Raw genomic sequence first — 24,546 nt, 5'->3', positions numbered from 1 at the left:
TTCACTCATTCCTACATGCCTTCCTGTATAAATCTGCCATGCCCCTGCCACTGATCTACCACGAAGACTACAGTCCCGAGTTCCCGGCGGATCACCGCTTCCCCATGGACAAGTTTCGCCTGCTGCGCGATCACCTGGTGGACAGTGGGCTGACCCGCGACACCGATTTGCTGCGCCCGGACCTCTGCCCGCCAGAGATTCTCGCCCTCGCCCATGACCCTGCATATATCGAACGCTACATGGGCGGCGAATTGTCCCGCGAAGATCAACGACGCCTCGGCTTGCCCTGGAGCGAAGCGCTGGCCCGGCGCACGGTGCGAGCGGTCGGCGGTTCGCTGCTGGCGGCCGAACAGGCACTGGAGCATGGTTTGGCCTGTCACCTGGCTGGCGGCACTCACCACGCGCATTACGATCATCCCGCCGGGTTCTGCATCTTCAATGACCTGGCGGTGATCAGCCATTACCTGCTGGAAAGTGGCCGAGTGAACCGGGTGCTGATCTTCGACTGCGATGTGCATCAGGGTGACGGGACTGCACGAATCCTGCACAACACCCCTGAGGCGATAACCGTTTCCCTGCACTGCGAAAAGAATTTTCCTGCACGCAAAGCCGAAAGTGATTGGGACATTCCGTTGCCGATGGGCATGGGCGATGCCGATTACCTGAAAGTGGTGGACGACGCACTCAACTATTTGCTGCCGCTCTACCAACCGGACCTGGTGCTGTACGACGCCGGTGTCGATGTGCATAAGGATGACGCACTGGGTTATCTGAAGCTGACAGACGAAGGCGTCGCCGCTCGCGATGAAAGCGTGATGCGCCATTGCCTGGGCCGGGATATTCCGGTGGTCGGCGTGATCGGCGGCGGCTACAGCAAAGACCGCAAAGCCCTGGCACGCCGTCATGGCATCCTCCATCACAGCGCCCAACGGGTGTGGCAGTCATCAGGTTGTCATTGATGTGTGAGTCTTTACCCACAATGCCTGTGGAACCGCCTGTGGATAACCTGAGTGAAAGGGTCTGCAGGCCATGCGGGGTGTAGGCTACAGAGCGGTGGTTGTTTTTTAACCACCTTTGAAAACACCGAAGATCAAATGTGGGAGCGGGCTTGCTCGCGAAGGCGATTTAACAATCAACATTGATATCGACTGACCCACCGCTTTCGCGAGCAAGCCCGCTCCCACATTGATCGGGGCTGATAGAATGCCCGGCTTCATTCCGCCATACCGCAGCGCATTCCATGACCCAGCCCTCCACTTCCCTCCCCCCTCACGTCGCCATCATCGGCGGCGGCCCCGCCGGTTTGATGGCGGCTGAAGTGCTGAGCCAGGCCGGGATCAAGGTCGATCTGTACGACGGCATGCCTTCAGTGGGGCGGAAATTCCTCCTCGCCGGGGTCGGCGGCATGAACATCACCCATTCCGAGGCCTACCCGGCGTTTCTCTCGCGCTATGCCGAACGGGCACCGCAGGTTGCGCCATTGTTGCGAGCCTTCGGCGCCGACACCTTGTGCCAATGGATTCATGACCTCGGTATCGAAACCTTTGTCGGCAGCTCCGGCCGGGTGTTTCCTACCGACATGAAAGCCGCGCCCCTGTTGCGGGCCTGGCTCAAGCGCCTGCGCGATGCCGGCGTCGTTATCCACACCCGCCATCGCTGGCTCGGTTGGGATGACAACAATGACTTGCGCATCGACAGCCCCGAAGGTGAAAAAACCATTCAAGCCGACGCGACCCTGCTGGCCCTGGGCGGCGGCAGTTGGTCGCGCCTCGGTTCGGACGGCGCCTGGATGTTGCCGCTGGAACAGCGCGGTGTAGGACTGGCGCCACTGCAACCAAGCAATTGCGGCTTCGAGGTGCAGGCCTGGAGCGAATTGATGGTCAGCAAATTCGCCGGCAGCCCGCTGAAAAACATCGCCATTGGCCTCAATGACGACGTACCGCGACTCGGGGAATGTGTGATCACTGCCACGGGAATTGAAGGCAGTTTGATCTACGCCCTGTCGGCGCCAATCCGCGAAGCGATCAATCAACACCGCTCGGCAACCATTCACCTCGACCTGTTGCCGGGCAAGCCTGTGGATAAAATCCAGGCGGCGCTAAGCAAACCTCGCGGCTCCCGTTCCATGGCCAAACACCTGCACAGTCAACTTGGGCTTGATGGGGTGAAAGCGGCGCTGTTGCGAGAGCTGACACCGGCCGACTGTTTTACCGATCCGGCATTGCTGGCCAAAGCGATCAAGGCATTGCCGCTGACGCTGGTGAAAACCCGGCCATTGGACGAGGCCATCAGCAGCGCAGGGGGCGTGATGTTCGAGTCGATGGATGAACGTTTGATGCTCAAGCAACTGCCCGGCGTGTTCTGCGCGGGGGAAATGCTCGATTGGGAAGCGCCGACCGGCGGCTATCTGCTGACCGCGTGTTTCGCCAGTGGGCGAGCGGCGGGGATGGGGATGGTGGAGTGGTTGAAACACCGACACTGATCGTTCCCACGCTCTGCGTGGGAATGCAGCCCGGGACGCTCCGCGTCCCTACCGAAGCGGACGCAGAGCGTCCATTGAGGCGTGATCCTCAGAGGATCAAGGCTTACGCTTGCGCGGCCCGGTATTAAACACCGGCACTTTACGCACAGGCTTGATCGAAGGCTCCGGCGCCGAAGCATCACCGCTCTCGACCCATTTACCCAGGTTGCGCTTGCCGCCACTGGAGGTCTTGGGCTTCTTCGGCTTTTTGGGCTTCTTGACCACCTGACCGCTGGCATCAGTATCCGGCACGCGGTGCTCAGGCTCGAAATCCTGCTCCATCTGGCGAGTCAACGTCTGACGGGTCAACGTCTCGATGGCCGATAGCAAATTCACCTCATCAGCACACACCAGCGAAATCGCCTGCCCGGTTGCGCCCGCACGGCCGGTGCGACCGATGCGGTGGATGTAGTCCTCGGCCACGATCGGCAGGTCGAAATTGACCACCAATGGCAAATCTTCGATATCCAGGCCACGGGCGGCAACGTCGGTGGCTACAAGTATCTGCACTTCACTGGCCTTGAAACGATCCAGTGCCCGCTGACGGGTCGCCTGAGGTTTGTCGCCGTGGATGCCGTCGGCATTGATGCCCAGGCCCTGGAGCTTTTCCACCAACGCGTCTACGCCGTTACGGGTCTTGGCGAACACCAGCACCTGCTTCCACTTGCCCTTGCGCATCAAGTGAATGAACAGCTCAGGCTTACGCTTCTTGTCCACCGTCACCACCCACTGCTTGACGGTGTTGGCAGCGACGTTGCGCGGGCTGACTTCGATGCTCAGCGGGTCGTTGAGCATTTGCCCGGCCAGCAGGCGGATCGCATCGGAGAATGTGGCAGAGAATAACAACGTCTGACGTTTCTTCGGCAATACGCGGTAAATGTTCCCCAGCTCCTCAGAAAAGCCCAGATCGAGCATGCGATCGGCTTCGTCCAGCACCAGGGTTTGCAACTGGTTGAACTTGAGCGCGTTCTGGCGGAACAGGTCGAGCAAGCGGCCCGGAGTCGCCACCAACAGGTCGACGCCCTTGCGCAGCTTCATCATTTGCGGGTTGATGCTGACGCCGCCGTACACCGCGTACGTGCTCAACGGCAGGTTCTCGGCGTACTGGCGCACGGCTTCGTGAACCTGTTCGGCCAGCTCGCGGGTTGGCACCAGGATCAATGCGCGCACGGAGTTGGCGCTGACTTTCGGCCCTTCCATGGCCAGCAATTGCAGCAGCGGCAGGGCGAAACCGGCGGTTTTGCCGGTGCCGGTCTGGGCGGCGGCCATCAGGTCGCGACCGGCCAGCACCGCCGGAATGGCTTGCGCCTGGACCGGCGTAGGGGTCTGGTAGCCGAGCGTCTCGAGAGCGCGCTGCAAAGGTTCGATCAGGCCAAGGGTGGCGAAAGTCATGGGAGTACCGTAGGAAAATTCAGCGCGGGTTTTTCAAAACAAGTGTGCAAAACAAGATGCAATGGCGCGCAGTTTACCCTAATTCGCGCGGGATTCTGTCGGCACCACTACGCCAGGCCGATCTGCACCTCGGCGCCACTGCGGCAACCCGATCAGCACCACGGCACTGATGATCACTGTCATGGCCAGCGCTTCTTCAATACCAATGGTCTCGCCAACAAATACGATACCCAGCAACACCGCCACCGCCGGGTTGACGTAGGCATAACTGGTGGCCGCTGCCGGACGCACGTGTTTCAGCAGGTACATGTACGCGTTGAAGGCGATGATCGAACCGAAGAACGTCAGATAGGCCAATGCGGCCCAACCTTCGATCGGCGGCATAGCCTCCAGATGCTCACCGCTCACCGCGCTGCCGATCAACAACACCACGCCGCCCACCAGCATTTCCACGGCACTGGCCATCGCGCCTTGTGGCAACGGCAAGTGTTTGCTCCACACCGAACCGAACGCCCAGGACGCTGCCGCGAACACCAGCAATGCCGCACCCAACGGGCTCGATTGCAGATTGGAACCGAGGTTGAGCATGGCGATACCGATCAGCCCGAGCACAATCCCCGCCCATTCGAGACGGGTATTACGCGCGCCCCAGAAATATCCACACAACAAAGTGAACAGTGGCACCGTCGCCACCGCCAACGCGGCAACGCCGGAGGCCACGCCTGTATGCTCGGCGACGCTCACCGCACCGTTACCGCACGTGAGCAGCAAAATCCCGATGATCCCCGCCGCTTTCCACTGCGCCCACGTTGGTGCAGGTGCCCCGCGCCAGCGCAGGAACGCGTACATCAACGTACCGGCGATCACGAAACGAATACCGGCGAGCAGTAACGGCGGCCAGTACTGCACGCCGATTCGAATCACCAGGTAGGTCGACCCCCAAATCACGTACAGCGCGAAAAAAGCAGCGATCAGCGGTAAGGAAAAACGGCGTATGCCAGGCATGGGCAGCTCGAGAACAAGACAAAGAGAGCCGCTATTCTAGAAAGGCCGGCGGCGGAAAATAAGTTACAAAACCTGTTTATAGCGCCGGTACACTTTTCAAAACACGGAGTTCAGCGCTATAAACCGTGTTTTCGAAAGTCAGTCTTTTTTCAGGAATGCCATGATGGACAAATACGACCGCATGCTCCTCAGCGCCCTGTTGGAAAACGGTCGTGCGTCCTACGCCGAACTGGCGCGCAAGGTGAACCTGTCCGCTCCGGCGGTGGCCGAGCGCGTGGCCAAACTTGAGGCCTGCGGGGTGATCACCGGCTACCAGGCGAAAGTCGACATGGCCAAACTCGGCCTGCCGATCCAGTGCGTCATCGAACTGCGCCTGAACCAGCACGGCAACCAGAAAACCTACGACGAACTGATCAAAATCCCACAGCTCACCGAATGCCACCGCGTCACCGGCGACCCGTGCGTGATCATGCAAGCGGCGGTGGGCTCGATGCCGGAGCTGGAAGAGTTGATCAACCGGATCGCCACGTTCGGGTTCAGCAAGACCTCGATCGTGCTGTCCAGCGCCATCGAGAAGCGCGTGCCGTTGGGGCAGTTGGAGGGGAATGGCAAATAGTTCTTCTGTAGGAGCTGTCGAGTGAAACGAGGCTGCGATCTTTTGACTTTTAAGATCAAGATCAAAAGATCGCAGCCTCGTTTCACTCGACAGCTCCTACAAGAGAATCTGCACTCAAAAAGTTGGACACCAATCAATTTTGGGGCCAGATCGGGACATCAGCGGTGTTTCTGTCAGAACCCACGATACCGCTTCAAATGCTCATTGATCTTCGCCGCCGGCACTTTCTGCAAGCTGCACAGCAAATCATGGGACAACTCCCGCAACCCATGCTTGCGCCGCAACTCTTCAGCCAAGTGCGCCGTCAGGTTGGCCGCCATTTCCGCATCGGCCATGGCCCGGTGAGCCTTTCCGGTATTGGGCAAGCTGGCGAAAGTGGTGAGGGTGCCGAGTTTGTGGTCCGGCGCGGCGGGCATCAGGCGGCGGGCGAGTAACAGCGAGCAGGCAAAGTTCTGCAAGCGTGTGCGTTTGATTCGCCCGAGTTCGTAGTCCCAGAACTTCTGGTCGAATGCAGCGTTGTGCGCCAGCAGCGGTGTGATGCCAACGAATTCATTGACCTCATTCATCACCTGCTCGGCCGAGGGCGCGGTGCGCAGCATGGCGTTGCTGATGCCGGTGAGTTGCTCAATAAAAGCCGGCACCCGCACGCCAGCGTTCATCAGGCTTTGGTAACGCTCGACGATGCGCCCCTGTTCAAGAATCACCACGGCAATTTCCGTGGCCCGGCAGCTGCTGTTCGGGGAGAGTCCGGTGGTTTCAAAGTCGATGACTGCTATGCGTTCCAAACCTGTTTCAACTCCATAAAATCAATTCTTGAGCAGCAACGCGCCTTCGATCGGCACGTAACGGCTGGCAGCGCGGATCAGCGAATTGGCCGTGAGACCGGGCACGCCATAGGCCACCGCTTGCACGCCGTGCTTGCTGATGATGCGCTCGAGCAACATATCGAAATCGCCGTCACCGGAGGCCAGCACGATTTCGTCGACATGGTCGGCGGCGTCCATGATGTCGAGGGTGATGCCCACGTCCCAGTCACCTTTGGCCGAACCGTCGCTGCGCTGGATGTAGGGTTTGAGCTTCACAATGAAACCGAGATTGCGCAGGATCTGCTGAAACTGCTGCTGCTTGCTGTCGCCACGATCGATCGCATAGGCATAGGCCTCGACGATCTGCCCTTCTTTACTGACGTCAGCCCACAGCGCAGCGTAGTTGAAGTGGCAACCATAAGCCTGACGCACGGTGTAATAGAGGTTCTGGACATCGGCGAACACTGCGATTTTTTTCACCGTACATCCTCTTTGGCGTGCCGAAGCGCGGGCAGGATCAGGCACCAGGGCCCGAAAAGTTGCCCAGTATGCCAGCCCGAAGGATTGTTCCGCGAATAATCGGCCATGTGGTGAGGGAGCAAGCTCCCTCGCCACAGATGTATCAGACGAAGGAATCGTCGTCGCCACCGAAGAACGATGAGCTGTCATCGTTATAGTCGGCGTCGGCGTATCCGCCTTGATCGCTGGAATTTTCAGCCACACGCTGATCGTCGCCCCAGCCATTGCCGCTGTCGCTCTGATCGTTGACCTGAGCCGGCTCTTCCTTGATGACTTCAACCACTTCCGGCTGCTGATGATGCTGAAACAGACTGCTGATGCCCTGCGCCAGCATCACACCACCGGCCACGCCCGCTGCGGTTTTTAATGCACCACCGAGGAAACTGCTACCGGCGGCCTGTTGTGGTGCGTAGTTTTGCTGCGGTGCGGCACCGAAGTTTTGCTGTGGCGGCTGCGAGTTGAATGACGGCCGCCCCGGTTCACGCCAGCCGCCATTCGACGGGATTGCGCTTTGAGTCGGCGCAGGTTGTGGATCACGAGATCCACTACCGAAGATGCTCGACAAAAAGCCACCGCTGCTCGGCGCCGGTGCCGTCGTCTGAGCCTTGGCCGATTGCAGTTCAGCCTGCAATTGCTGGATTTGTTGAGTGAGTTGCTTGTTCTGTTCGTCGAGGCTCTTGATGGCAGCCTCTTGCACCAGAATCGCCTGGGTCATGAAATAGCCCGCCGCTGGCTGGCGAGTCAGGTGTTCCTTGATCCGTGCTTCGGCTTGGGCGTCGCGCGGGGCTGAATCCGTTTCGGCCTGTTGCAGCCGGGAAAACAGTCCATCGATCAGGGTTTGTTCTTCGCTGTTCATGGCGACCTCATAGATTGCCGGGAATATCGTCGCCCTCATCCACGGTGGACAAGGTGCTCACCAGTAATGGGGCTGATACAGGATGTTTCAATGACCTTTACCGAACGTTTACGTTTGCGCCCCAAAGGGGTTCATCGGTTAAAGTGAGGCACCTGCTTTCGACCTGCGATACCGACTGATGAATCCGTTCGATGTACTGCGTGACTCTCTGTATTTCTTCAAGCGCAATTTGCGCCAGATCGTGCAGCTGTGCCTGCCGCTGGTGATTGTCGAGGCGCTGCTGCAACAAGTGGTCGACCACTCCACGGAGCCGGACAGTTTCCCCGGCATCAGTGTGATTGTCGGCCTGCTGGTGTATCCTCTATACACCGCCGCGCTGATCCTGTTTCTCGATGCCCGCAGCCGTGGCGAAACGCCGCGCACCCGCGACTTGCTGGCGACCTCTGCAACCCTGTGGCCGCGTTTCGCCGTGCTGACCGCCCTCAATACCCTGCTGATTCTGATCGGCCTGTCGCTGTATTTCCTGCCGGGGATCTGGTTGATGGTGACACTGGCGTTCGGCGAGTACCTGCTGGTGCTGCGCGGCCTGGCACCGCTGGCGGCGATGAAGGAAAGCCTGCGCCTGACCCGCGGGAATTTCCTGCGCATTCTGGTGTGCATTCTGTGCGTGATGGGGCCGTTGTGGGTGCTCAAGGGTGCGACACTGGCGGTTTACCCTGATCCGCAGAACCCGGTGATCTCGCTGCTGATCGACAGCGCCCATAGCTTTCTGCAGCTGTTCACCAGCGTGGTGGTGTTCCGTTTGTTCATGCTGATTAGCGATGCACCGGAGAAAGCTGACGGAGCGCTCTGAGCGCTCTACCCTTGGGCTTGGGCGCTGCTCTCGGTTATGCTCGGGATCAATTTTGTAACGCTATAAGCCGAGCCATGACCCGTCTACTGCGCTACACCCTGCTTTGCGTGCTGATTGCCATTGGCCTGATTGCTTTGCTGATCTACAGCCTGACCTGGCGCCCCCAGGCCAAGGAAGCGCTGCCGGTCAGTTGCAACGCCCAGGCGCCGACGCTGGTGCCCGGCCAGGCGCTGAAGGTGATGACCTGGAACGTCCAGTACCTGGCGGGCAAGCGCTATGTGTTCTGGAATGACCTGACCGCAGGGAACGACGAGCGCCCTACGCCTGAAGACATGGCCTTCAGCCTCGACGAAGTGGCGCGGGTGATTCGCGACGAGCAACCGGACATCGTGCTGTTGCAGGAACTCGATGACGGCGCCAAGGCCAGTGACTACCAGAACCAGTTCAAATTGCTTCAGGATCGAGTCACTGACCTGTATCCCTGCAGCGCTCAAGCCTTCGACTGGAAAGCCGACTTCGTGCCTGAACCGCCCATCTACGGCAGCGTTGGCCGGCAATTGGCAACCCTGAGCCGCTACCAGATCGAACACGCCGAACGCCTGCAATTACCGGTCGCACCGGCCAATTTCATCAACCGTCAGTTCAAGCCGAAAAACGCCTTGCTGGTCACTCACCTGCCATTGAGCAATGGCGGCCAAATGGCCGTGTTCAATACCCATCTGGAACGTGCCACGCCCCCGCTCGACGAAACCTTGCAACGCCAGGTGACAGCCGTGGCCAAGGTCCTCGACAAATATGAAAGCCGCGGCATGCCGTGGCTGATCGGTGGTGACTTCAACCTGTTGCCGTTGGGCCAGTACCGACGCTTACCCACCGAGCAACGCACGCCCTACTCCGCCGACAGCGCGCTGCATGTGCTGTGGGACAAATACCCGATGATCCCCACCAACAACGAAGCCAGCGGTATCGACCGGGCACAATGGCTGACCCACTACCCGAATGACCCGGGCTTGAACGGCCCGGACCGGACCGTCGACTACCTGTTTTACAGCCCGCACCTCAAACGGGTCCAGGCGAGGGTGAGGCAGGACGATACGTTGCGCATTTCCGATCACTTGCCGGTGATTGCGCGGTTTCTGTTGCCGGCAGCGCCTTAGGTCAAAAGCTTCGCGAGCAAGCCCGCTCCCACACTGGATCTCGGTGGTACACAAATGCTGTATTCACTGAAGATCTAATGTGGGAGCGGGCTTGCTCGCGAATGCCGCACCATTGATGCCACTGACTACTTACGCGGTTTGATCCGCGCCGTCGCCTCGGCCACCAGTGGATCATCCGGCCAGTAGTCAACTGTATCACCTAGCGCGACCTGAGATTGACACCGTAGACCGACCGGAAATTGAGGGGATACCGCCCGAAACGGTTGCTGGCCGTTGACTGTCAATCCTGTGATATCTGATTGACAGAATCGCACCCCCAAATAGTCAACATTGACAACCGCTCTGTTCGCACCCTCGCTTGACCTGCGGCATAGATTGACATCTTTCGGTCGCAGGGAAAAAAAGTCGTCCTTTTCACGCTTGCTTTGAGCGACCGAGTTGCCTCGCAATTTAGGCATTGGCAGTAAAAGCTCGTTGATGTCCCGGCCCGAATCGTGCCGAATGCACCAGCGAAGCGGCCGGGCACTCGAAACTGCTTCAGACGGCGTGATAAAACTCGTTCGGCGCGATCAATTATCCTGCCAGGAGTATCTTCTTCAGATTCTGAGCGGTGCACCATCGTCAAGGGGCGGCGGCTTTTGAAAGAGATGAACACTCCACCTAGGAAGCAGCTCTCCGACAGGAGGCATTGCGCCATCAGGTCACAAAACGGATAATCGACGGCTTTGCAAATTCAATCGCTCGAAATGATCGAATCAAGGACGAACTGATGGCCAGTAAGAACCCCTATCAAGACCTACACTTGGACATGACGAAGGTCGAAGGGTGCCTACTGACCGCTGGGGCCACAGAAATCGTATTTGATGAAAGGAATGCGCGCGAACTCAAATTTAGCTTCGTATTTGAAAATGACCGCACGATGCTAAAACTTTTTCCAAAGATTGGTGGTTTGTATACCATTGGCAAATCCACAGGCCTGACTGCTCATTTTGATAAATTTGCCGAGGCCGTGAAAAATGAGTGCTGCGTTAGTAATCAAATAAGGCTTGAGTTTACGACCAAGCTGGAAGATGACGAACTTACGGGGTTGTTCAGCTTTCTAGAATCCGAAAGAGTGAACATTGAAGAGCTGAATGAGGAAGCTCATTGCAAAGTTTTCGCTGTGGTTGGCGCGCATGGAGACAAGGTTAGGATTAAGAAGTTCAAAAATAAATCTGTGCAATTTCAGGGTAGATACTTAAGCACAGCCATTTTGATTAATGACTTCCTTTGCAATGTTTTAAGCGTCCAAGACCTGCTCACTCAGCAGATCGACACGTTTAAGATCCCTATTACGAAAGAGCAAATTAGCGCCGAGCTTTTAGATAAAATCCCAGTATCTCACGACTCAATTCATGAGCAAGTTAGAAAGCAGCTGGCATGCTCATTAGCTCTCAGCAAAATTGACATTGAGCTTGAGGACTACAGCGCTATCTCATTTCCGGCGCTTCGCGCTCTGGAAGGTTACCTTTTTGAGGTGCTTTCAGGGAACTTCAAACCGGAAAACTCCTCAAAAATGGGAGAGTATTTTGAGAGGAAGCCAGACGGAACATATGGTTTGACGGCCCTGCACGCGGAGGTCTGCGGTGAAGTCACGGCAATGGTAGCTGGGGAGTGCTACACTTATTGGCACGCAGAGCGTCATGGGACGTTTCATATGAGCACAGTTCTCGCCGCCACCAGAACGATTTCATTCGAAAATGCTCGAAGTATTTGCAATAGAGTTTGCGAGTTGATCGAAACCGGCAGCAGGAGACTTTCATTGTGAGAAATATCTTTTTGGTCGAAGGCCACCCAAGTGAGAGTTGTGAAATATCGGCGCTTGTCCTTGCTGCCGATATTGAGAGCCCACTTGAACACCTACATGATGTCGAAAAAAAGCTAACCGAATTCAATATTCATGGATTAGTTGTATTCGATCTTCTCGTGAGTCATGGCAACAAGAGAAATAGATTTTTTTCTGCCTTCTTCAACGGCAGTAAATTTGCTGATCACAACTTTAAATCTGAGCAAAACTCCTACTCCACTTATTCCCAGCTATCAGCGCCACACTTAAAAAATCACTCAAAAGAAATAAACCACATACTTTTATCAAGCGCTATGAAATACGCTATAAAAGAAGGTATTCCACTTTAAGCGATATCAGCACAGCTTTTGTGCATTCGTATCACCTCCATCCTGCAGCTCAGCTCTCTTCCCATCGCCCAAAACTCCACTTATTATCCGAGCAATACAGTCACGCTTAACTGAGTACACTCTCAGAACGCAAATCAAAACGTCATACTGATAAAGCCGGTAGAGAAAATACGGTTCACTCCATCGGTGAACGTTTTTGTCCAGTCCCATATAAACCTCATCGCGCGCGCCCTCACGGCTCACAGGCGTCGAACTTTAGGCGTAGTACCTCTCGGATTTTACGCATGAATTCCTTGCCCCAAATATAAGGCTCATCGAAGATAGGATTCGCACAAAATCGAGCAAGTTAGTTGAGCTTCTTCGCGACATCAACGCTCTATTTACAAAACTTTTTATTCGATCGTTACCGTCCGGGCATCCAACCATGCGCTGAGACGCCAAGGATTTACTGATCTTTGCGATCCGACGATCCACCGGGTTTTGCTTACCAAAAAATCAGCTAAGTCCTCACCAGCTTCCTCCGCCAATAAGCCGGCAACGACTTTAATGTCTGCATCCCGCAGCATACTTATGCCCGCTGGAGGGGGGTGACCGAACGGTTACCATAATCACACCATAGCCCTATCAACATGAATCAGCCCCGTAGTCAGCCTGATCTAACATCCTTGAAGACCTCGCTGATCTGAACAGCTGCGGCTCGCCGATCACCTAGATCTACCAGCGTATCCAGTCCACTTAATAGTACCTGGGCCACAGACACAGGAATAGGTTGAGTCCGCTCTGAGAATCGCTGAATCAGGCCTGCTAGCCGTGCTGGAAGCGTTGTACCACGCCAACCGGGTGGCATCCCGTCAGTTCGACCGAGCACATGGCCAAGGTGAGTCACAAAATGCTCAATAGGATAGGTGTCAAAGTTCCGCTCGCAGCGGGTCACAAACGAGGAAGCTACTAACGGTATCCTTCCATGATGCGCCAATAACGGGTCAGTCAACGCCAGAATCAGTGCAACATCGCTCCAATCGCCATTGGTAAACCTGGATGCATTTTGTGATTTCTTGATATCGACAAAAAAGAGAGCCCTAATCATTTGTTCAAGCTCCGAACAGTGTAAGCGTCCGTCACTCCACACCGCACTTTTCCAATCTGCGCATTCTAGAATCCGAGAAACGATTTTCTCAAGTAACGGTAAAGCCATTGTCGGAACAGTTGGCTCACTCCTGATTTTATTGACTAAGTAATCAACAAAACACTGCAGCAGCGTACAGAACGTTTCGTCATCCTTCGCCACCATCGGGGCGATAAAGCGACGATAACTTACCTCAGGGTCAAGGCTCATCGAGATACGAGCGAGGAATAGATACAACCCGTTTCGCCATTCGAAATAATCGTAAGATTTCGCCTTAAAATCTTGGCTGCCTGCACCACGTGACCAGTTGGGACAAAGGCGTTCACCGGTCCAGAGGACGAGCGAATCACACCACGTGAGAAGCAAATCCCTGGTCACGGTGTCGGCCATGAATGTCGAAATCGGTACGAGCTCAAGCACCTTTGAAAGCCATTCGCTATCCGGCTCAATAGGCGGGTACTCCCATTCCACCGTTACTGTGCGAGGCTTTGTGTTGAGCAGGCTGAATGTATTAACTCGTCTAACCTTTGGCACATCAAGCTGCAACCATGCAGGCGGCATTTCCGGCAAAGCCGCAGGTACTTTCGATTCCATTTGCTGTAGAGCATCATCAACGGCAGACGAAATCTCCGCATGGTAACGAGCCTGGTCCTCCGAACTACCACCGTGAGAAGGTCTGACCATCGATAACGAAATGGCGAGACTCAACGCCAGCCAAGCGCCGCCTGGACACGCCTCGTCAGCGCGTAACATCGCCCCCAAGGCCTCAAGCCCTATTTCTTCAAACGGGTGAGCCATGAGCTGGATAAGGCACACCTGAGCGTCAGCTTGGAATGACGGATCATGCAATAGCGCACCTAGGGCGTGAACGGTATAGAGCACAGGATGGTGGAGCAGTTTCGAGCTTCGGGGTAGGCCCAGCATAGACATAGGCATCTGGAGGACCCGCGAACAAACATCAATTGCCCAGTCAAGGTCGGCAGCATTCGCCTGACCTTGTATCAAGACCACTGCTGCTACACCGGCAATGGCGCCTTGCTGCTGAAACTCAGTAGATGTGAAGTCTGCGACGGCGGCGAACAAAGTCTCCGAGTCCAGCTGCTTTGCCCGCTCTATGGCTTGCTCAACACTTATAGCACCGTTCTGTCGGCTTTCTAGAAACTTGTCTACCCAAAGGAGCAGTTCGAAACGCCCCATCATTTCCGAACGCTGGCGGCTGAGTGATTCGATTTCGGTGCCCTTCGCCTTTGGATTGACATGCTGCACGACAATCGCAGAACCGTCCTCACTACGATGGGCAGTATAGTTTTCTATCTTTCCGATCTCGGCCCAAAGCACTGCTCTGCGTTTTAAGCTTTCCACCACAGCAGGGTTTGAACGTTCTTCCTCATAGTCAAATGACAGATCCGCAGGAAATGCCTTGATTGCCCCGGAGAGACGCAGACTCAATTCGCTCTCACCAAGCACGTGCATGGAAGCAATTGACCGCAGTTCTTGCTTAAGGCATGGCCGCGCATTCATCGCTTGCACTGCCTTTGAGTGCTCTCGATCCGTCCCTCGAAACCCGATTAGATTAGCGCCTCCAGACACCTTCGACTTGATGTCCCAGTACCAGAGCCGCTGATTCGCCAAAAGAGGAAAACTACTTTCGGAGAAATGTTGAGTTTCAAGAACAATTGCCACTGCAATAGCCAATACAGCAACGCTTTGGTGGCCTTTCAAAACATCTCTAAGGACATCATCCACGGCTTTTCCAGCCTTCAGCTGCGTAAATGCCCATGCCTCAAGCGCCATCAACCCTGTACCTAAAACGTACGACCCTGTCCCGCCTTTTACCAATGCGTACTCTCGCTCTGTTCCCCAAAACACTTGATCTCCCCAGGGAAAGCTAAGTGAAACGGGGATGGGGGTACGACATTCCTCATGGGGCAAGCACTGAAGTTGACGCCACGCCTGCGTGGCATGATTTATAAGTTGACCGACTAACGCCAAAGCTGACGCTGGCGCCATGGAAAACATCGAGTGGAACGGTTCTCTGGTCGGCGCGCTCGGGAAAAAACTACGGTGGTCAGCGATACATAACGTCCGCCAGTTATTAGCAGTATGCCCGGCCCTCCAGTACTCGCCAGACTCCTCAGAACGGCGTACGACTTCATCAGGTAGAGGTTCGAGCAGAACTCGTAACGTAAAAGCAGCCAGTTGATCAGGGCAAATGACACTTAGTCTTGGCGCAAATGAGAAAACCGCATTACTGACTGCTGCCGGCACCTCATCATCTTCTGCTTCCCAACGACTCAAATATTCTCTCGCGAACTCGGGATAGGTTTTGCTTGCTTGCAGAAGCATTTTGCGCAGCCTCGACTCGAGTTCTCTCGCCTCATCACGCTTCAGGCACTCCCAAGGACTATCTTCCGCACGTCGTTGTCGTGAGTGATTGTAAATCTCAACATCAGCAAGCCAGACGTCCACTTGGGAGATGATGGCTGCTGACACAACGTTTGGCACATGCAGTAAAGCGTTTTGCCATACCTCGAAAACGGAAGTTAAATCTGGACGAATCGAAGCAGGAAGATTACCCACAACGCCCATCAACCACTGACAGAAGCAGCGCCACGAACTGAAATCAGACGGGAATGCCATCAGATCAGCTGCCAGTAGCCGATCAGCCATATCCAGATCCGGGAACAGTTCCATACTGAAGGCCATGGGATTGGGCTTGGTCTTTTCGGCTTGAAACCAGACCGCTAGCTTCGTAACTCTTTGAGCCTCATCAGCCAACAACACCCTGCTATAGGCCGCTTGATGCGTTGCGAACGTAGGAAGTCCAAAAGGCCCCAGCATCCAGGCCCGCAACCACTGTGATCGGATGCCCTCTGTTGCTTCCAACTGGTGCAGATAGGTTCCCCAGGCCTCGCCATCCCGAAGTTCCGACTGAGATAACAGCTCTACCACCCGCCCCAGAACAGGTGGTTCTCCCACTTCTTGAATGACGGTCACCCAATCCCCTTCCTTCGAAATGAGGTACTGAAGAAACGCCCATTCAAAGTAAATATCATGGACGAATCGCACTGTTTGACCAGCACGGACAGGTCGCACGATACCGTCGGCCTCAAGCTCGGCAAGCGCTTGCGGATCGAGATCAAGCGAAGGTATGGATCGACCAAGTTTGCTTGCTCCTGCACGCGCAAGCTGCACCAGTGCATTGCGCCGTTGGCCAGCACGCGCCGCTTCGGCGCCGTACCCGCCATTCGCCCACCATCTCGTAGCGAGTTCCACCTCGGACCGAGGAGAGCTATCATCTGCGCTGTTTCTCATAATGAGAATGCCAGCAAAAAATGGACGGCGAACGATCGCTTTAACTTGCTCACTGCCGAACAGCAGCGACCTGAGAGCAGGTTGAGCGCTAGCTAATAAGTGGGCTTCGTCATCGTTGAATTCGTCAACATCAAGCACCTGAACCCCTCTGTCGAATAGCGCCCTTGGCAGCCAGGTTCGCACCGGCTCCATGCCGGTATCTCTAACAGTGGCAACCACCTTCCAGGAACTCAACAGGGGTGATGCGAGGATGGTGTTGAAAATGTCCAGTAAAACTCGACGCCCTCCCACCTCAACTCGATCAATACCGTCGATAAATAAAGTCGCCGTCCCTACTGCAGAAAGCTCGACCAGCAGATCTTCCAGCGCATGGTTTCCAATGCCACTGGCGACGGCGTACTGCGCCCACGACGCACCACTGATGCGGTCCGCTTTAAGAAAAAGAGCAGGCCCAGCTAATAGCGCGTCCTCAACGAGAGCCCTTAGCACAACGGACTTACCTGCCCCAGGCAGACCACCGATCAGAACGAAAGCACCTCGCTCCAAGGCTACGTGGCTCTGCTGAACAAAACGCTCCCGCGGGATACTTACCCCCGCAATGGTATTGATAATTTCTGAGGCAGCCAGGCTCGACTCTTCTGCAATGCGCGACGTTGCAATTCGAAAAGATGGCGCGGCCCTCAGTCGAAACGCACCGTTCAGCCTCGCTATCAGAGTTTTTCGATCAAACGAAGCGGCCACACCCTCCGAAATGCGCACCAACGCAAGCAAGCGTCTCCACAGGTCATCTACACGAAAATGCTCAGCAGGATTAAGGCTACCGGCGAGACTTACCACCGCATTGGCTTCGGTAGTGGAACCCTCGTGGAGCATCTCGAACCGCATCAGAACAAAGTGCGAGAGCAAACAGTGAGTGGCTGAATCCAACATCTCTTTTTCAACCAGTTCTCCAAGGAGCCCCCTTACGACAAGGAACTGTTTCTTTTTGTCGCCGGCAATCCCCTCAGTCATCACTTTGTTTACAAAACTGGCCGTCTCAGCATCAGCGCGTGCCCACTCACAAAGCGTCTCGAACACACGCTTGTTGGCGTCTGTGATTTCGTTAACGATCGCCCCCACACGATCAAGCCCTTTGCGGAACCCGGCAGATGCCACAGTCAGATGAGCGCGCTGGATTGTTTCTCTAAAATCCGGATTGGTTTTTGCGCCGCTGATAATCAGCTTCCGTTTGACTTGAAGGCTGAGGCGCATGTGCACATCATCAGCTCCTTCAGCATCGACGATCAGATCATCCAAGGGGTGGCCCAACGCTCCTTGCTGAACTGAAATCTTTTTGACAATACGGCCAGGTAGGCCCGCTGCAGTTGTTTCTCCCAAAAGCGCCACGGCGTAGACAGCAACTACGCCATCTTCAAAGGTGAAGCCCGCTCCACCCGTTAACTCAGGACTGGCAGGGGCTGCCTGGCCTTGGGGCTGACCTGCTGAAGACGGTTCATCAGAACATTCCGGGAACTGATCATCTATTGTCATTTTTCGTCACTTATTCGCCGCGCCCATGGGAATTCAAGAGTTTCACATACATAGTGTTTAACAGCTAACCCTCTCCCTAGCATGGATCAGCTATTCACTAGCACATCAAACAACGTTTTGTGCCCCCTTCCATTCAAAGCTTGATGCCCAATCAGTCTGCGCGAACCAATGTATTGAGCTAACGCTGCGACCAACACTTGGCTTGCTGCGATACGAAATCCGTATGCGTCCGGGCATCACGCCTTGCATGATTAGACCGGTTGCCGCGGTATAAAGGTGCGATCCTTTCTAGTGATAGAATCCGAGGCGTGAGTGCTGGATAGATCACCGTTGAGATGAGACATCTAATCGAGCACTCCCACAGCCCCGGTTTAAAGGGCTAGACCTACAGTAAGGCGTCGTTTTCGCCCACGATAAGGAAAGTATGGATATGTCAGAAATTGAGCAGGCAAAGGCGCATCGCGAGGATGGCAGCGGTGCTCAAGACCGTCGCCACGAAGAGTCAGGACAGTACCGTCGCGAGCAAGTAAGTGAAGCCGCCGAGGCAGTGGCACAACAGAGAAACCTGATCGCCAGTCTGAAGTGAAAGAGAATGCCGATAGGTTGAACAAGAACCCGCATAATGCGGGCCCTTTTTTAATTAGTGAACAGGTTTTCAATTCAACGTTAGCAAATGCCGTCTCGCAGTATTTTCAAGCCGCATTAATTTCGAAAGCCTAAACTTGCAGGCTATACAGCGAGTGCCACTCGGAGTCGATCTGGAACCTCAGCATCAAACGACACCAGATATCATTCATGTACGTGGGCTGCGAATCATTCGGTAGCCTTCAATGCAAAACCAATCCGAGTCTCTGAGCCCTTCGTACAGCGCCGTTCTCCAAGAGTTGGCGTCTCGGGCGTATCGTGATCGAAATTGTTCATCAAGATGTTGGCGGACGCCATTTGGGCCTGCACTGGCTCCCACGTTCTCAAGTGAGTACGAGATGTCTGCCATTTCGCTAGCCGCTTGTGCGACGTAAAGCTCGTTGATGCCCATCACGCGAAAGTGGTGCTGTACTCTGGCTGCGAGCACTGCACCCCATACCCTCGGGGATCGTATTGCGAAAGAAATTGTTGGAGGAGAGGATGCCTGGATCTCGACAACAAGCCACCGCTCACTTCCCAGGTCGTCATAGTAGGGGTGAAGGGTTTGTTCCTCCGCTCTTGTAGCGACTCCCGCTAGTTTGCGTTTATTGCAGTCCGAACACGCAGGAACAAGATTTACCGGTGTCAGATTGAGCTTCGGGTGGCGAGTTTGAGGCAAGTAATGATCAACTGTAGCGACAATCCTCTGAGCACACAGCGGGCAGATGCCGAACTCCGGAGCCATCCTGATCTCTTCGTAGAGAGATCTCGACGGCGACCCTTTACGGGCAAAGTGCGACTTATAGATTACCCCCATCAAATCTGCACTGAGTTGTGGGGTGACCGTAGTGCTTTCGGCGATTTCAAATAGGCGTGCGGATGAGCCTAGCTCTCGATATTCAACCTCCGAGGCTTGAATAACGGGTAACGCATCCATCAACGCTTGAGCTCGTTCAGGGATGGAGATGCCAGCAGCGCAGGTCTCGACGGTCAACGTGGCGCCAAACACAGGCGGATTTAGGCGTTTCACGGCACATCCCTTCGAGTGGTAAGGCTTCGCGCAAGGGCTCGCGCCTCGGCTCCTAACTGTCCTCTAAAATGGGTTTCGACGGCTTCAAACGTTTGACCAGGTTGGCGAGCAACGGCAGTGATGAGTTGATGAAAACCTGAATCAGTGACCTCTAAACCGAACACTTCTCGAGTTAAGACACCGGCACTTTCTCCGAAGGTCTCAATGGATGGGCGTTCAACCGCTGAATGTGTGCGGGTTCTTCTCAGCATCCAAACACAGCTTCGCGGGACTTCTTGCAGCACTACAGGAGAATGTGTCGAAATCAGGGCAACACCATTCCGAGCGACTAGGAGATCAGCTACAGCTCGAATAAAAGCCGAGAGCAACGGTGGATGCAAGTGACCTTCGGGCTCGTCTAGAACCACGAGAGTGCGCTCATCAACGAGCTCGACGAGTCGAGTGGTTGTGAGCAAAACAATGGCATGTCCCGAACTCAGCAGTCCAAAAAAGCGACTGGCGCGGCCATGCCAGTCCTCACTCTGCTCAATGAGAGTTTCAACTGCGTTTTCTGCAAAAAGTGGATCGGTGGCTAGGCTCGCTATAGCGCGTAGCCAGCGTGCCCTTTTAGGTTCGCTTTGGCATCTTTCCAGGCTTAAAACAAAATCGTTCGCTAATTCTTGGGAGCTTTTGAGGTGTTCAACAATGCGCCCATCTACTTCTCTTTGCGATCGCAGGCCAACGAAAACCGCGTTGAGCCGCATAGCAGCCGGGGGCGGCAACTCGAAGCTATCAAAAGCACTGAACGATACCGAGACCAGCCCCGAGAATGTCCATTCATCTTGATTCGTTCCTAGCCGTCGTAGTACTCCTCGTGGCGCAGATTCAGTATCTCGCTCCAGCAGAGTATTAATGATGCCTTGTACACAGCGTGTTTTACCCACCCCGTTTCTTCCTACGAGCACGTGAAGATTCGTAGGTGGTTCGGCGTTAGGAATCACTTGGAATTGCATAGTTGGTGGCGGTGGCGCTGGAACACCGCCATCTATAGGCGCCGGTGGCAGTGGAAGCGTGTATTCAAATTCAAATCGGGTCAGGACCGCGTTGCCATGTGCTAGACGGTTCAGGCGATTGCGCACGTTTTGTTCTGTCACTGAACGGAGCAATGACTCGCCCATCACCTCTTCGTTGCGATGGTTATTGAAAATTTGGAGGTCAAAGGCGCAGTCACATAGCCCTCGTAAAATAACCGCGCCAAAGCCTTGGGGTAGCGATGCAAGAGTGGCGTAATAATCCTCATCCAGGCCTAGCGAGAAAAACTGCACTGGATCGAGAGCTGGAAAACTAACTGGTAGATTCGGAGTGCGGGTTCCTGGTGGAAGAACCGAACCGCCTCGCGCTGGGAGCAGGCTAGCTTGGCCAATTTTTACGGATCCGGGAATATAGCGAACTCCCGCCGCGTCAAAAACGATAAGCCTAAATGTCGTCCGGAATTTGAACCAATCATCCCAGTGATCCACAAGAAGAAAAACTTGGGACACTACTTGAGGAGGGATCCCCTGCACTGAATCAATGACCGTAAACATGTTCCCAACCTGATGTCCATGGTTTGAGTCTTACGATCTGACGAAGTGTTTTCAATTCTCGGCTAGATCGACCCTTCCCTATACCTGGGATTTGCTGGCCCATTGTTCGCCTAATGCTAAGCCTCGGTCAATTCCGGTCGTTACAGCATTCTCATGACCTGATCACGTTCAAATCTCACTTGGCATTGGCTCGCTGTCGATTAGCCGCATTTGTTTCGAAAATCTCGCAATCATCCTTAGCCTAAAGGGCGTACCTCGACGCGCTCGCCTAATCGTTCGAGTGGACGTACCATGATGGCTAACCAGCATTATGTTCCAAGGAGAGGAAATGCCGTCCCAACACCCTAGCCACCCACCCTACATTCCCGTCATCAAATGGCAGAAGGCTGAGCAGAAAGCGCTTTCAGCTATAGGGGAGGAGCTCATCGATCACGTATGGCCATGCATTGAAGTGCGTGGTGTCACGTATCACGAACTGTTGATGTCTGAGGTGTATCACTACTGGAAAGGGACAGTGCTCGTCGACTATGCCGATCCTTCCGGCCGATTGGATGGCCGCCGGATGAAGGAGTTTGAGTCTTTCTTGGCCGTCGCCGGCGACAAAACCTATCCCATCATTCCGGTCATCGATTCCCGCGATGCTTTGGAGCTCAACGATAAAATGCAACAACTGCTCTCGACATTCGAGACAGTCGTTGTGCGCTTGAGAGCAGAAGGCTTGACCTTGTCGCAGAAGCATTTTGACCAGACAGGAAGCGCCTTCACGATGTTGAGCGGACTTAATGTGTCGCCGCGGCTGATGGTAGATCTCGGTGAGTCTCCTTCGTCATGGACCCCTGAGGTGCTGCAGTCGTTCGCGGGGAGCCTGCAGAAGCTTAAGGCCTTCGGGTACACGACCGTGCACCTTACCTCAGGTGCCTATCCAGAAAGCCTGGTCGATGTAGCGACGATGGCGGAATATGATCGAAATGACTGGAAGCTGTGGAAGGAACTGAATGCCGTCGCCCCTGAGCTTGCCCTGGGTTATTCCGATTACGGCATCCTGTCGCCGAAGTGGACCGAGGACATCCTGAAGAAGATTGCCAAGAAGGTGGCCATCAGATACACCAGGGCGAAGGACTGGCTGATCCTTAAAGCCACCGGTAAGCGCAAGCAAGACTCTATCAACCTGTCCGTCATTTTGGTCAACACATACGCTGATGACTTCAAGGGAGCGGAGTTTTCTCTGGGTGACCGTCAGATGGCGATCCGAGCGGACGACAGCGTACCAGACCGAAATAAGAAGTCAGGTGCGTCCTCGCACCTCACCGAGGCCTGGATTCATCACATTTCCTACGTCGTCAAAGAGCAGTACTGAACAGGTCGTAAGGTTCCCTTTCAACAGGAGCCTCCCCACGCCTCATTAGGAAGCTGCGAACTGTTTCCCTGAGCTCGTCCAGCGTGAGCAGTTCCGCCACACGCTCTTGAAGCATGTATAGGCTCTTGCCTCGCCACCCGCGAATAGATCCACGCTGCTCCAGGATCGACATGCACTCTTCGCGCTTAAGCAGCGTCGCGAGAACTTCAGGCTCATGCCCTTTGTTGGGCTTGGCGACTCGCACCTGCTTAAACTGGTCATCTTCATGTTCCGGGACGAGAAGGATTCCCCACCACTTGGGAAGCATGGGCATTGCCTTTTTCAGGTGACGCTCAGTGGTGACCAGAGTGACGTGGTCAAACACCCGCGCATAACGGCCGCCCTGGCCTAGCAACCGCTTAAGAGAGTCGCCTTCGCTTTTGATCTCGTAACAGTGCATGTCATGCACATCGACAACATCCGCTCGGATCTCCCCTCCGCTGAGCTGCAGCTCCTCAAGAATCATGCTCGACACGCTGTCACGAACACAGTCCAAGTGGTGCGCCAATGCTCGCTTGATCTCTGCCTCACGCATCGATGTAGCCCTGATATAAGAAATATCGCCTGTAAATAGCCGTACAGTTTAACCCATTGGATCATGTATGCCTCAATGATAAGCCAGCACCATACTTATGCAAATATGCTAATATTTAAGTATGAATCGCATAAAAGACGTCCGCCAAATTCAGCACGAGCTTCGCCAGTTTTTTGAGCGGCGGGGAGTAGTTTCAAGTTCAGGAATATCAAAGGTTACAGGGATCAACCAGTCCCAGATTCTCCGTAACCTGAACCTACAGCCGCAGCGTGTGACTAGCACACTCAAGCGCCTATGCATTTATGCAGAAATTTCAATTTACGCCGAGCAGGCTGACCCGCGCACTTCGTCTATTCTCATGGACGCCCTGACGACGGTCTGGGACGGGTCCGATCAGCATGCAAAGCGACTCGCGCAATTGCTATTTGCCCACCATAAGGCGTCTCTGTGAAAATGGTAGCTTGCAAAGCGGTAAACAGGAGGAGCTATGGATGAGGCTTCCGCCCCAGTGACAGTGAAGTCAGCGTTCAGTAGCCTGAAGGCTGCGGGGTACCCGCGATCCTATATTGAGAAACTCCTGCCCGACTGGTGGGACAATAGCCTGTTCAAAACCAGCGCCGGCGCCCTCCAGTTTGCTTTGATCCTCAAGCAACGCTTAGGGTTAGAGGCCAGCTTTGGGCTCGATGGCGAGCTGCACATCCAGGCGGATGCGCGCGGAGCTAGGTTTAAGCGCCGCTCGGATACCAAAGAGTCCGAACTCAATGTTTCTACAAGTCTGGGCGTCGCGATCGCCAAGCTGGCTTTGTTTTGTGTGAAGACGGGGTATACCCCCCCGACGACAGCCCCTAAGGCGTTGCGAGAAGAAATTCTCGAGCTAACCGGCAGAAATCATGTCGACTTCGAAGGTCTGCTCCAGTTTTGCTGGGCGCATGGCATCCCTGTGCTGTATCTGAAGGATCTCCCCAAAGCCAGCAAGCGCATAACGGGTATGGCGGTGAGCATTGATGGCCGACCGGTCATCGTCCTGGGTTTCAACAGCCCACAGCATCCGCGGCAGCTTTTTGTCCTAGCACATGAGCTTGGCCACATCCTTTGCGGTCACTTGGGTACAGACGGCGTACTGATCGACGAGGATCTCGCCGAGGTTACAGACTCACTGATCGAGGTAACGAACCAGCGCAAGGACACAGAAGAGCGTGAGGCAGACGCGTTCGCGCTGTCCCTGATTCGAAATGGGCATACCAAGCCCTTATCGACAGTGGGACGCCTAACATCGGGTACAGCGCTCGCTGCCAAAGCAGTCGTGCTTGGGCGGGAACTTGGTATAGACCCTGGGCACCTGATTCTTTCCTACGCTAAAGAGCACAATGATTGGGCTCGTGCGAATCAGGCTCTGGGATACAGTCCTTCCCAGCCCAATGCGATAGAAGTGATAGAGCGGTACTTTCGAGATGGCATCTCACTTGACGAGTTGAGCATCGAGAATCAGGAGTACCTTTTGACGATCCAGGGATTTGGTGAGTAA

The 24,546-nt window shown here is 54.9% G+C and carries 19 protein-coding genes; 10 read left to right on the top strand and 9 right to left on the bottom strand.

Translation table 11 applies throughout. The features are described from left to right. Positions 1-38 precede the first annotated feature (38 nt). Together IB250_RS20175 and IB250_RS20170 are read left to right on the top strand one after the other, a co-directional pair. Positions 39-959 carry a histone deacetylase gene (locus tag IB250_RS20175; protein ID WP_008070042.1) on the top strand — a complete coding sequence of 307 codons (921 nt, stop codon included), beginning with the start codon at positions 39-41 and terminating at the stop codon, positions 957-959. 281 nt (positions 960-1,240) lie between these two features. Then, on the top strand, positions 1,241-2,482 hold the full coding sequence (locus tag IB250_RS20170; protein ID WP_192345353.1) for a TIGR03862 family flavoprotein: 1,242 nt from the start codon (positions 1,241-1,243) through the stop codon (positions 2,480-2,482). 96 nt (positions 2,483-2,578) lie between these two features. On the opposite strand, the gene IB250_RS20165 is transcribed toward IB250_RS20170, so the two are convergent. Together IB250_RS20165 and yedA are read right to left on the bottom strand one after the other, a co-directional pair. Beyond that, the gene (locus tag IB250_RS20165) at positions 2,579-3,913 is read right to left on the bottom strand and encodes a DEAD/DEAH box helicase (RefSeq protein ID WP_192345352.1); all 1,335 of its coding nucleotides are present in this window, start codon (positions 3,911-3,913) and stop codon (positions 2,579-2,581) included. A gap of 78 nt (positions 3,914-3,991) precedes the next feature. After that, positions 3,992-4,918 carry a drug/metabolite exporter YedA gene (gene yedA / locus IB250_RS20160; protein WP_123498607.1) on the bottom strand — a complete coding sequence of 309 codons (927 nt, stop codon included), beginning with the start codon at positions 4,916-4,918 and terminating at the stop codon, positions 3,992-3,994. Positions 4,919-5,081: 163 nt separating this feature from the next. Here yedA and IB250_RS20155 point away from each other — a divergent pair, with 163 nt between their 5' ends. Then, positions 5,082-5,534, top strand: a complete 453-nt coding sequence (locus IB250_RS20155) for an Lrp/AsnC family transcriptional regulator (RefSeq protein ID WP_123359120.1) — start codon at positions 5,082-5,084, stop codon at positions 5,532-5,534. A 173-nt stretch (positions 5,535-5,707) separates the two neighbouring features. Here IB250_RS20155 and IB250_RS20150 read toward each other — a convergent pair whose 3' ends face one another. The 3 genes from IB250_RS20150 to IB250_RS20140 form a co-directional block, all read right to left on the bottom strand. Next, positions 5,708-6,319 (bottom strand): PolC-type DNA polymerase III, encoded by a 612-nt coding sequence (locus tag IB250_RS20150; RefSeq protein WP_192345351.1) that lies wholly within the window; start codon positions 6,317-6,319, stop codon positions 5,708-5,710. Positions 6,320-6,340: 21 nt separating this feature from the next. Next, entirely contained in the window at positions 6,341-6,820 is a 480-nt protein-coding gene (locus IB250_RS20145; protein WP_095633876.1) for an NYN domain-containing protein, read from the bottom strand. Between the two features lie 142 nt (positions 6,821-6,962). Next, positions 6,963-7,715, bottom strand: coding sequence for a DUF2076 domain-containing protein (locus tag IB250_RS20140; protein ID WP_192345350.1), 753 nt, complete (start codon positions 7,713-7,715; stop codon positions 6,963-6,965). A gap of 178 nt (positions 7,716-7,893) precedes the next feature. Between IB250_RS20140 and IB250_RS20135 the strand changes: the two genes are divergently transcribed. The 4 genes from IB250_RS20135 to IB250_RS20120 all read left to right on the top strand — a co-directional run bounded on the left by IB250_RS20135 (position 7,894) and on the right by IB250_RS20120 (position 11,900). After that, positions 7,894-8,568: a YciC family protein gene (locus IB250_RS20135; RefSeq protein ID WP_192345349.1), complete on the top strand. Its 675-nt coding sequence runs from the start codon at positions 7,894-7,896 to the stop codon at positions 8,566-8,568. A gap of 74 nt (positions 8,569-8,642) precedes the next feature. After that, positions 8,643-9,725 carry an endonuclease/exonuclease/phosphatase family protein gene (locus tag IB250_RS20130; protein WP_192345348.1) on the top strand — a complete coding sequence of 361 codons (1,083 nt, stop codon included), beginning with the start codon at positions 8,643-8,645 and terminating at the stop codon, positions 9,723-9,725. A gap of 769 nt (positions 9,726-10,494) precedes the next feature. Next, positions 10,495-11,532, top strand: a complete 1,038-nt coding sequence (locus IB250_RS20125) for a type II toxin-antitoxin system RnlA family toxin (RefSeq protein ID WP_192345347.1) — start codon at positions 10,495-10,497, stop codon at positions 11,530-11,532. Further along, positions 11,529-11,900 carry a type II toxin-antitoxin system RnlB family antitoxin gene (locus IB250_RS20120; protein ID WP_192345346.1) on the top strand — a complete coding sequence of 124 codons (372 nt, stop codon included), beginning with the start codon at positions 11,529-11,531 and terminating at the stop codon, positions 11,898-11,900. The genes IB250_RS20125 and IB250_RS20120 overlap by 4 nt, the downstream gene beginning before the upstream one ends. 646 nt (positions 11,901-12,546) lie before the next feature. On the opposite strand, the gene IB250_RS20115 is transcribed toward IB250_RS20120, so the two are convergent. Further along, complete coding sequence (locus IB250_RS20115; RefSeq protein ID WP_192345345.1) at positions 12,547-17,871, bottom strand: ATP-binding protein; 5,325 nt, start codon at positions 17,869-17,871, stop codon at positions 12,547-12,549. A 430-nt stretch (positions 17,872-18,301) separates the two neighbouring features. Here IB250_RS20115 and IB250_RS20110 point away from each other — a divergent pair, with 430 nt between their 5' ends. Further along, positions 18,302-18,457: a hypothetical protein gene (locus IB250_RS20110; protein WP_192345344.1), complete on the top strand. Its 156-nt coding sequence runs from the start codon at positions 18,302-18,304 to the stop codon at positions 18,455-18,457. A gap of 207 nt (positions 18,458-18,664) precedes the next feature. On the opposite strand, the gene IB250_RS20105 is transcribed toward IB250_RS20110, so the two are convergent. Continuing rightward, entirely contained in the window at positions 18,665-19,525 is an 861-nt protein-coding gene (locus IB250_RS20105) for an HNH endonuclease (protein WP_192345343.1), read from the bottom strand. Next, positions 19,522-21,090, bottom strand: a complete 1,569-nt coding sequence (locus IB250_RS20100; RefSeq protein ID WP_192345342.1) for an AAA family ATPase — start codon at positions 21,088-21,090, stop codon at positions 19,522-19,524. Before IB250_RS20100 ends, IB250_RS20105 begins: the two co-directional genes overlap by 4 nt. A 328-nt stretch (positions 21,091-21,418) precedes the next feature. Here IB250_RS20100 and IB250_RS20095 point away from each other — a divergent pair, with 328 nt between their 5' ends. Then, the gene (locus IB250_RS20095; protein ID WP_192345341.1) at positions 21,419-22,447 is read left to right on the top strand and encodes a beta family protein; all 1,029 of its coding nucleotides are present in this window, start codon (positions 21,419-21,421) and stop codon (positions 22,445-22,447) included. Here IB250_RS20095 and IB250_RS20090 read toward each other — a convergent pair. Beyond that, positions 22,431-23,021, bottom strand: coding sequence for a sce7726 family protein (locus IB250_RS20090; protein WP_192345340.1), 591 nt, complete (start codon positions 23,019-23,021; stop codon positions 22,431-22,433). The genes IB250_RS20095 and IB250_RS20090 overlap by 17 nt on opposite strands. A gap of 487 nt (positions 23,022-23,508) precedes the next feature. On the opposite strand from IB250_RS20090, the gene IB250_RS20085 reads away from it, so the two are divergent. Continuing rightward, positions 23,509-24,546: an ImmA/IrrE family metallo-endopeptidase gene (locus IB250_RS20085; RefSeq protein ID WP_192345339.1), complete on the top strand. Its 1,038-nt coding sequence runs from the start codon at positions 23,509-23,511 to the stop codon at positions 24,544-24,546.

Source organism: Pseudomonas sp. PDM09 (assembly GCF_014852305.1).
GTDB lineage: Bacteria > Pseudomonadota > Gammaproteobacteria > Pseudomonadales > Pseudomonadaceae > Aquipseudomonas.
This window is presented reverse-complemented; position numbering and strand designations above follow the sequence as displayed.

Excerpts from the sequence above, each read along its gene's own strand:
- IB250_RS20175 (WP_008070042.1), top strand. The coding sequence starts at position 39 with ATGCCCCTGCCACTGATCTACCACGAAGACTACAGTCCCGAGTTCCCG.
- IB250_RS20170 (WP_192345353.1), top strand. The coding sequence starts at position 1,241 with ATGACCCAGCCCTCCACTTCCCTCCCCCCTCACGTCGCCATCATCGGC.
- IB250_RS20165 (WP_192345352.1), bottom strand. The coding sequence starts at position 3,913 with ATGACTTTCGCCACCCTTGGCCTGATCGAACCTTTGCAGCGCGCTCTC.
- yedA (WP_123498607.1), bottom strand. The coding sequence starts at position 4,918 with ATGCCTGGCATACGCCGTTTTTCCTTACCGCTGATCGCTGCTTTTTTC.
- IB250_RS20155 (WP_123359120.1), top strand. The coding sequence starts at position 5,082 with ATGGACAAATACGACCGCATGCTCCTCAGCGCCCTGTTGGAAAACGGT.
- IB250_RS20140 (WP_192345350.1), bottom strand. The coding sequence starts at position 7,715 with ATGAACAGCGAAGAACAAACCCTGATCGATGGACTGTTTTCCCGGCTG.
- IB250_RS20135 (WP_192345349.1), top strand. The coding sequence starts at position 7,894 with ATGAATCCGTTCGATGTACTGCGTGACTCTCTGTATTTCTTCAAGCGC.
- IB250_RS20130 (WP_192345348.1), top strand. The coding sequence starts at position 8,643 with ATGACCCGTCTACTGCGCTACACCCTGCTTTGCGTGCTGATTGCCATT.
- IB250_RS20125 (WP_192345347.1), top strand. The coding sequence starts at position 10,495 with ATGGCCAGTAAGAACCCCTATCAAGACCTACACTTGGACATGACGAAG.
- IB250_RS20115 (WP_192345345.1), bottom strand. The coding sequence starts at position 17,871 with ATGACAATAGATGATCAGTTCCCGGAATGTTCTGATGAACCGTCTTCA.
- IB250_RS20110 (WP_192345344.1), top strand. The coding sequence starts at position 18,302 with ATGTCAGAAATTGAGCAGGCAAAGGCGCATCGCGAGGATGGCAGCGGT.
- IB250_RS20100 (WP_192345342.1), bottom strand. The coding sequence starts at position 21,090 with ATGTTTACGGTCATTGATTCAGTGCAGGGGATCCCTCCTCAAGTAGTG.
- IB250_RS20095 (WP_192345341.1), top strand. The coding sequence starts at position 21,419 with ATGCCGTCCCAACACCCTAGCCACCCACCCTACATTCCCGTCATCAAA.
- IB250_RS20090 (WP_192345340.1), bottom strand. The coding sequence starts at position 23,021 with ATGCGTGAGGCAGAGATCAAGCGAGCATTGGCGCACCACTTGGACTGT.
- IB250_RS20085 (WP_192345339.1), top strand. The coding sequence starts at position 23,509 with ATGGATGAGGCTTCCGCCCCAGTGACAGTGAAGTCAGCGTTCAGTAGC.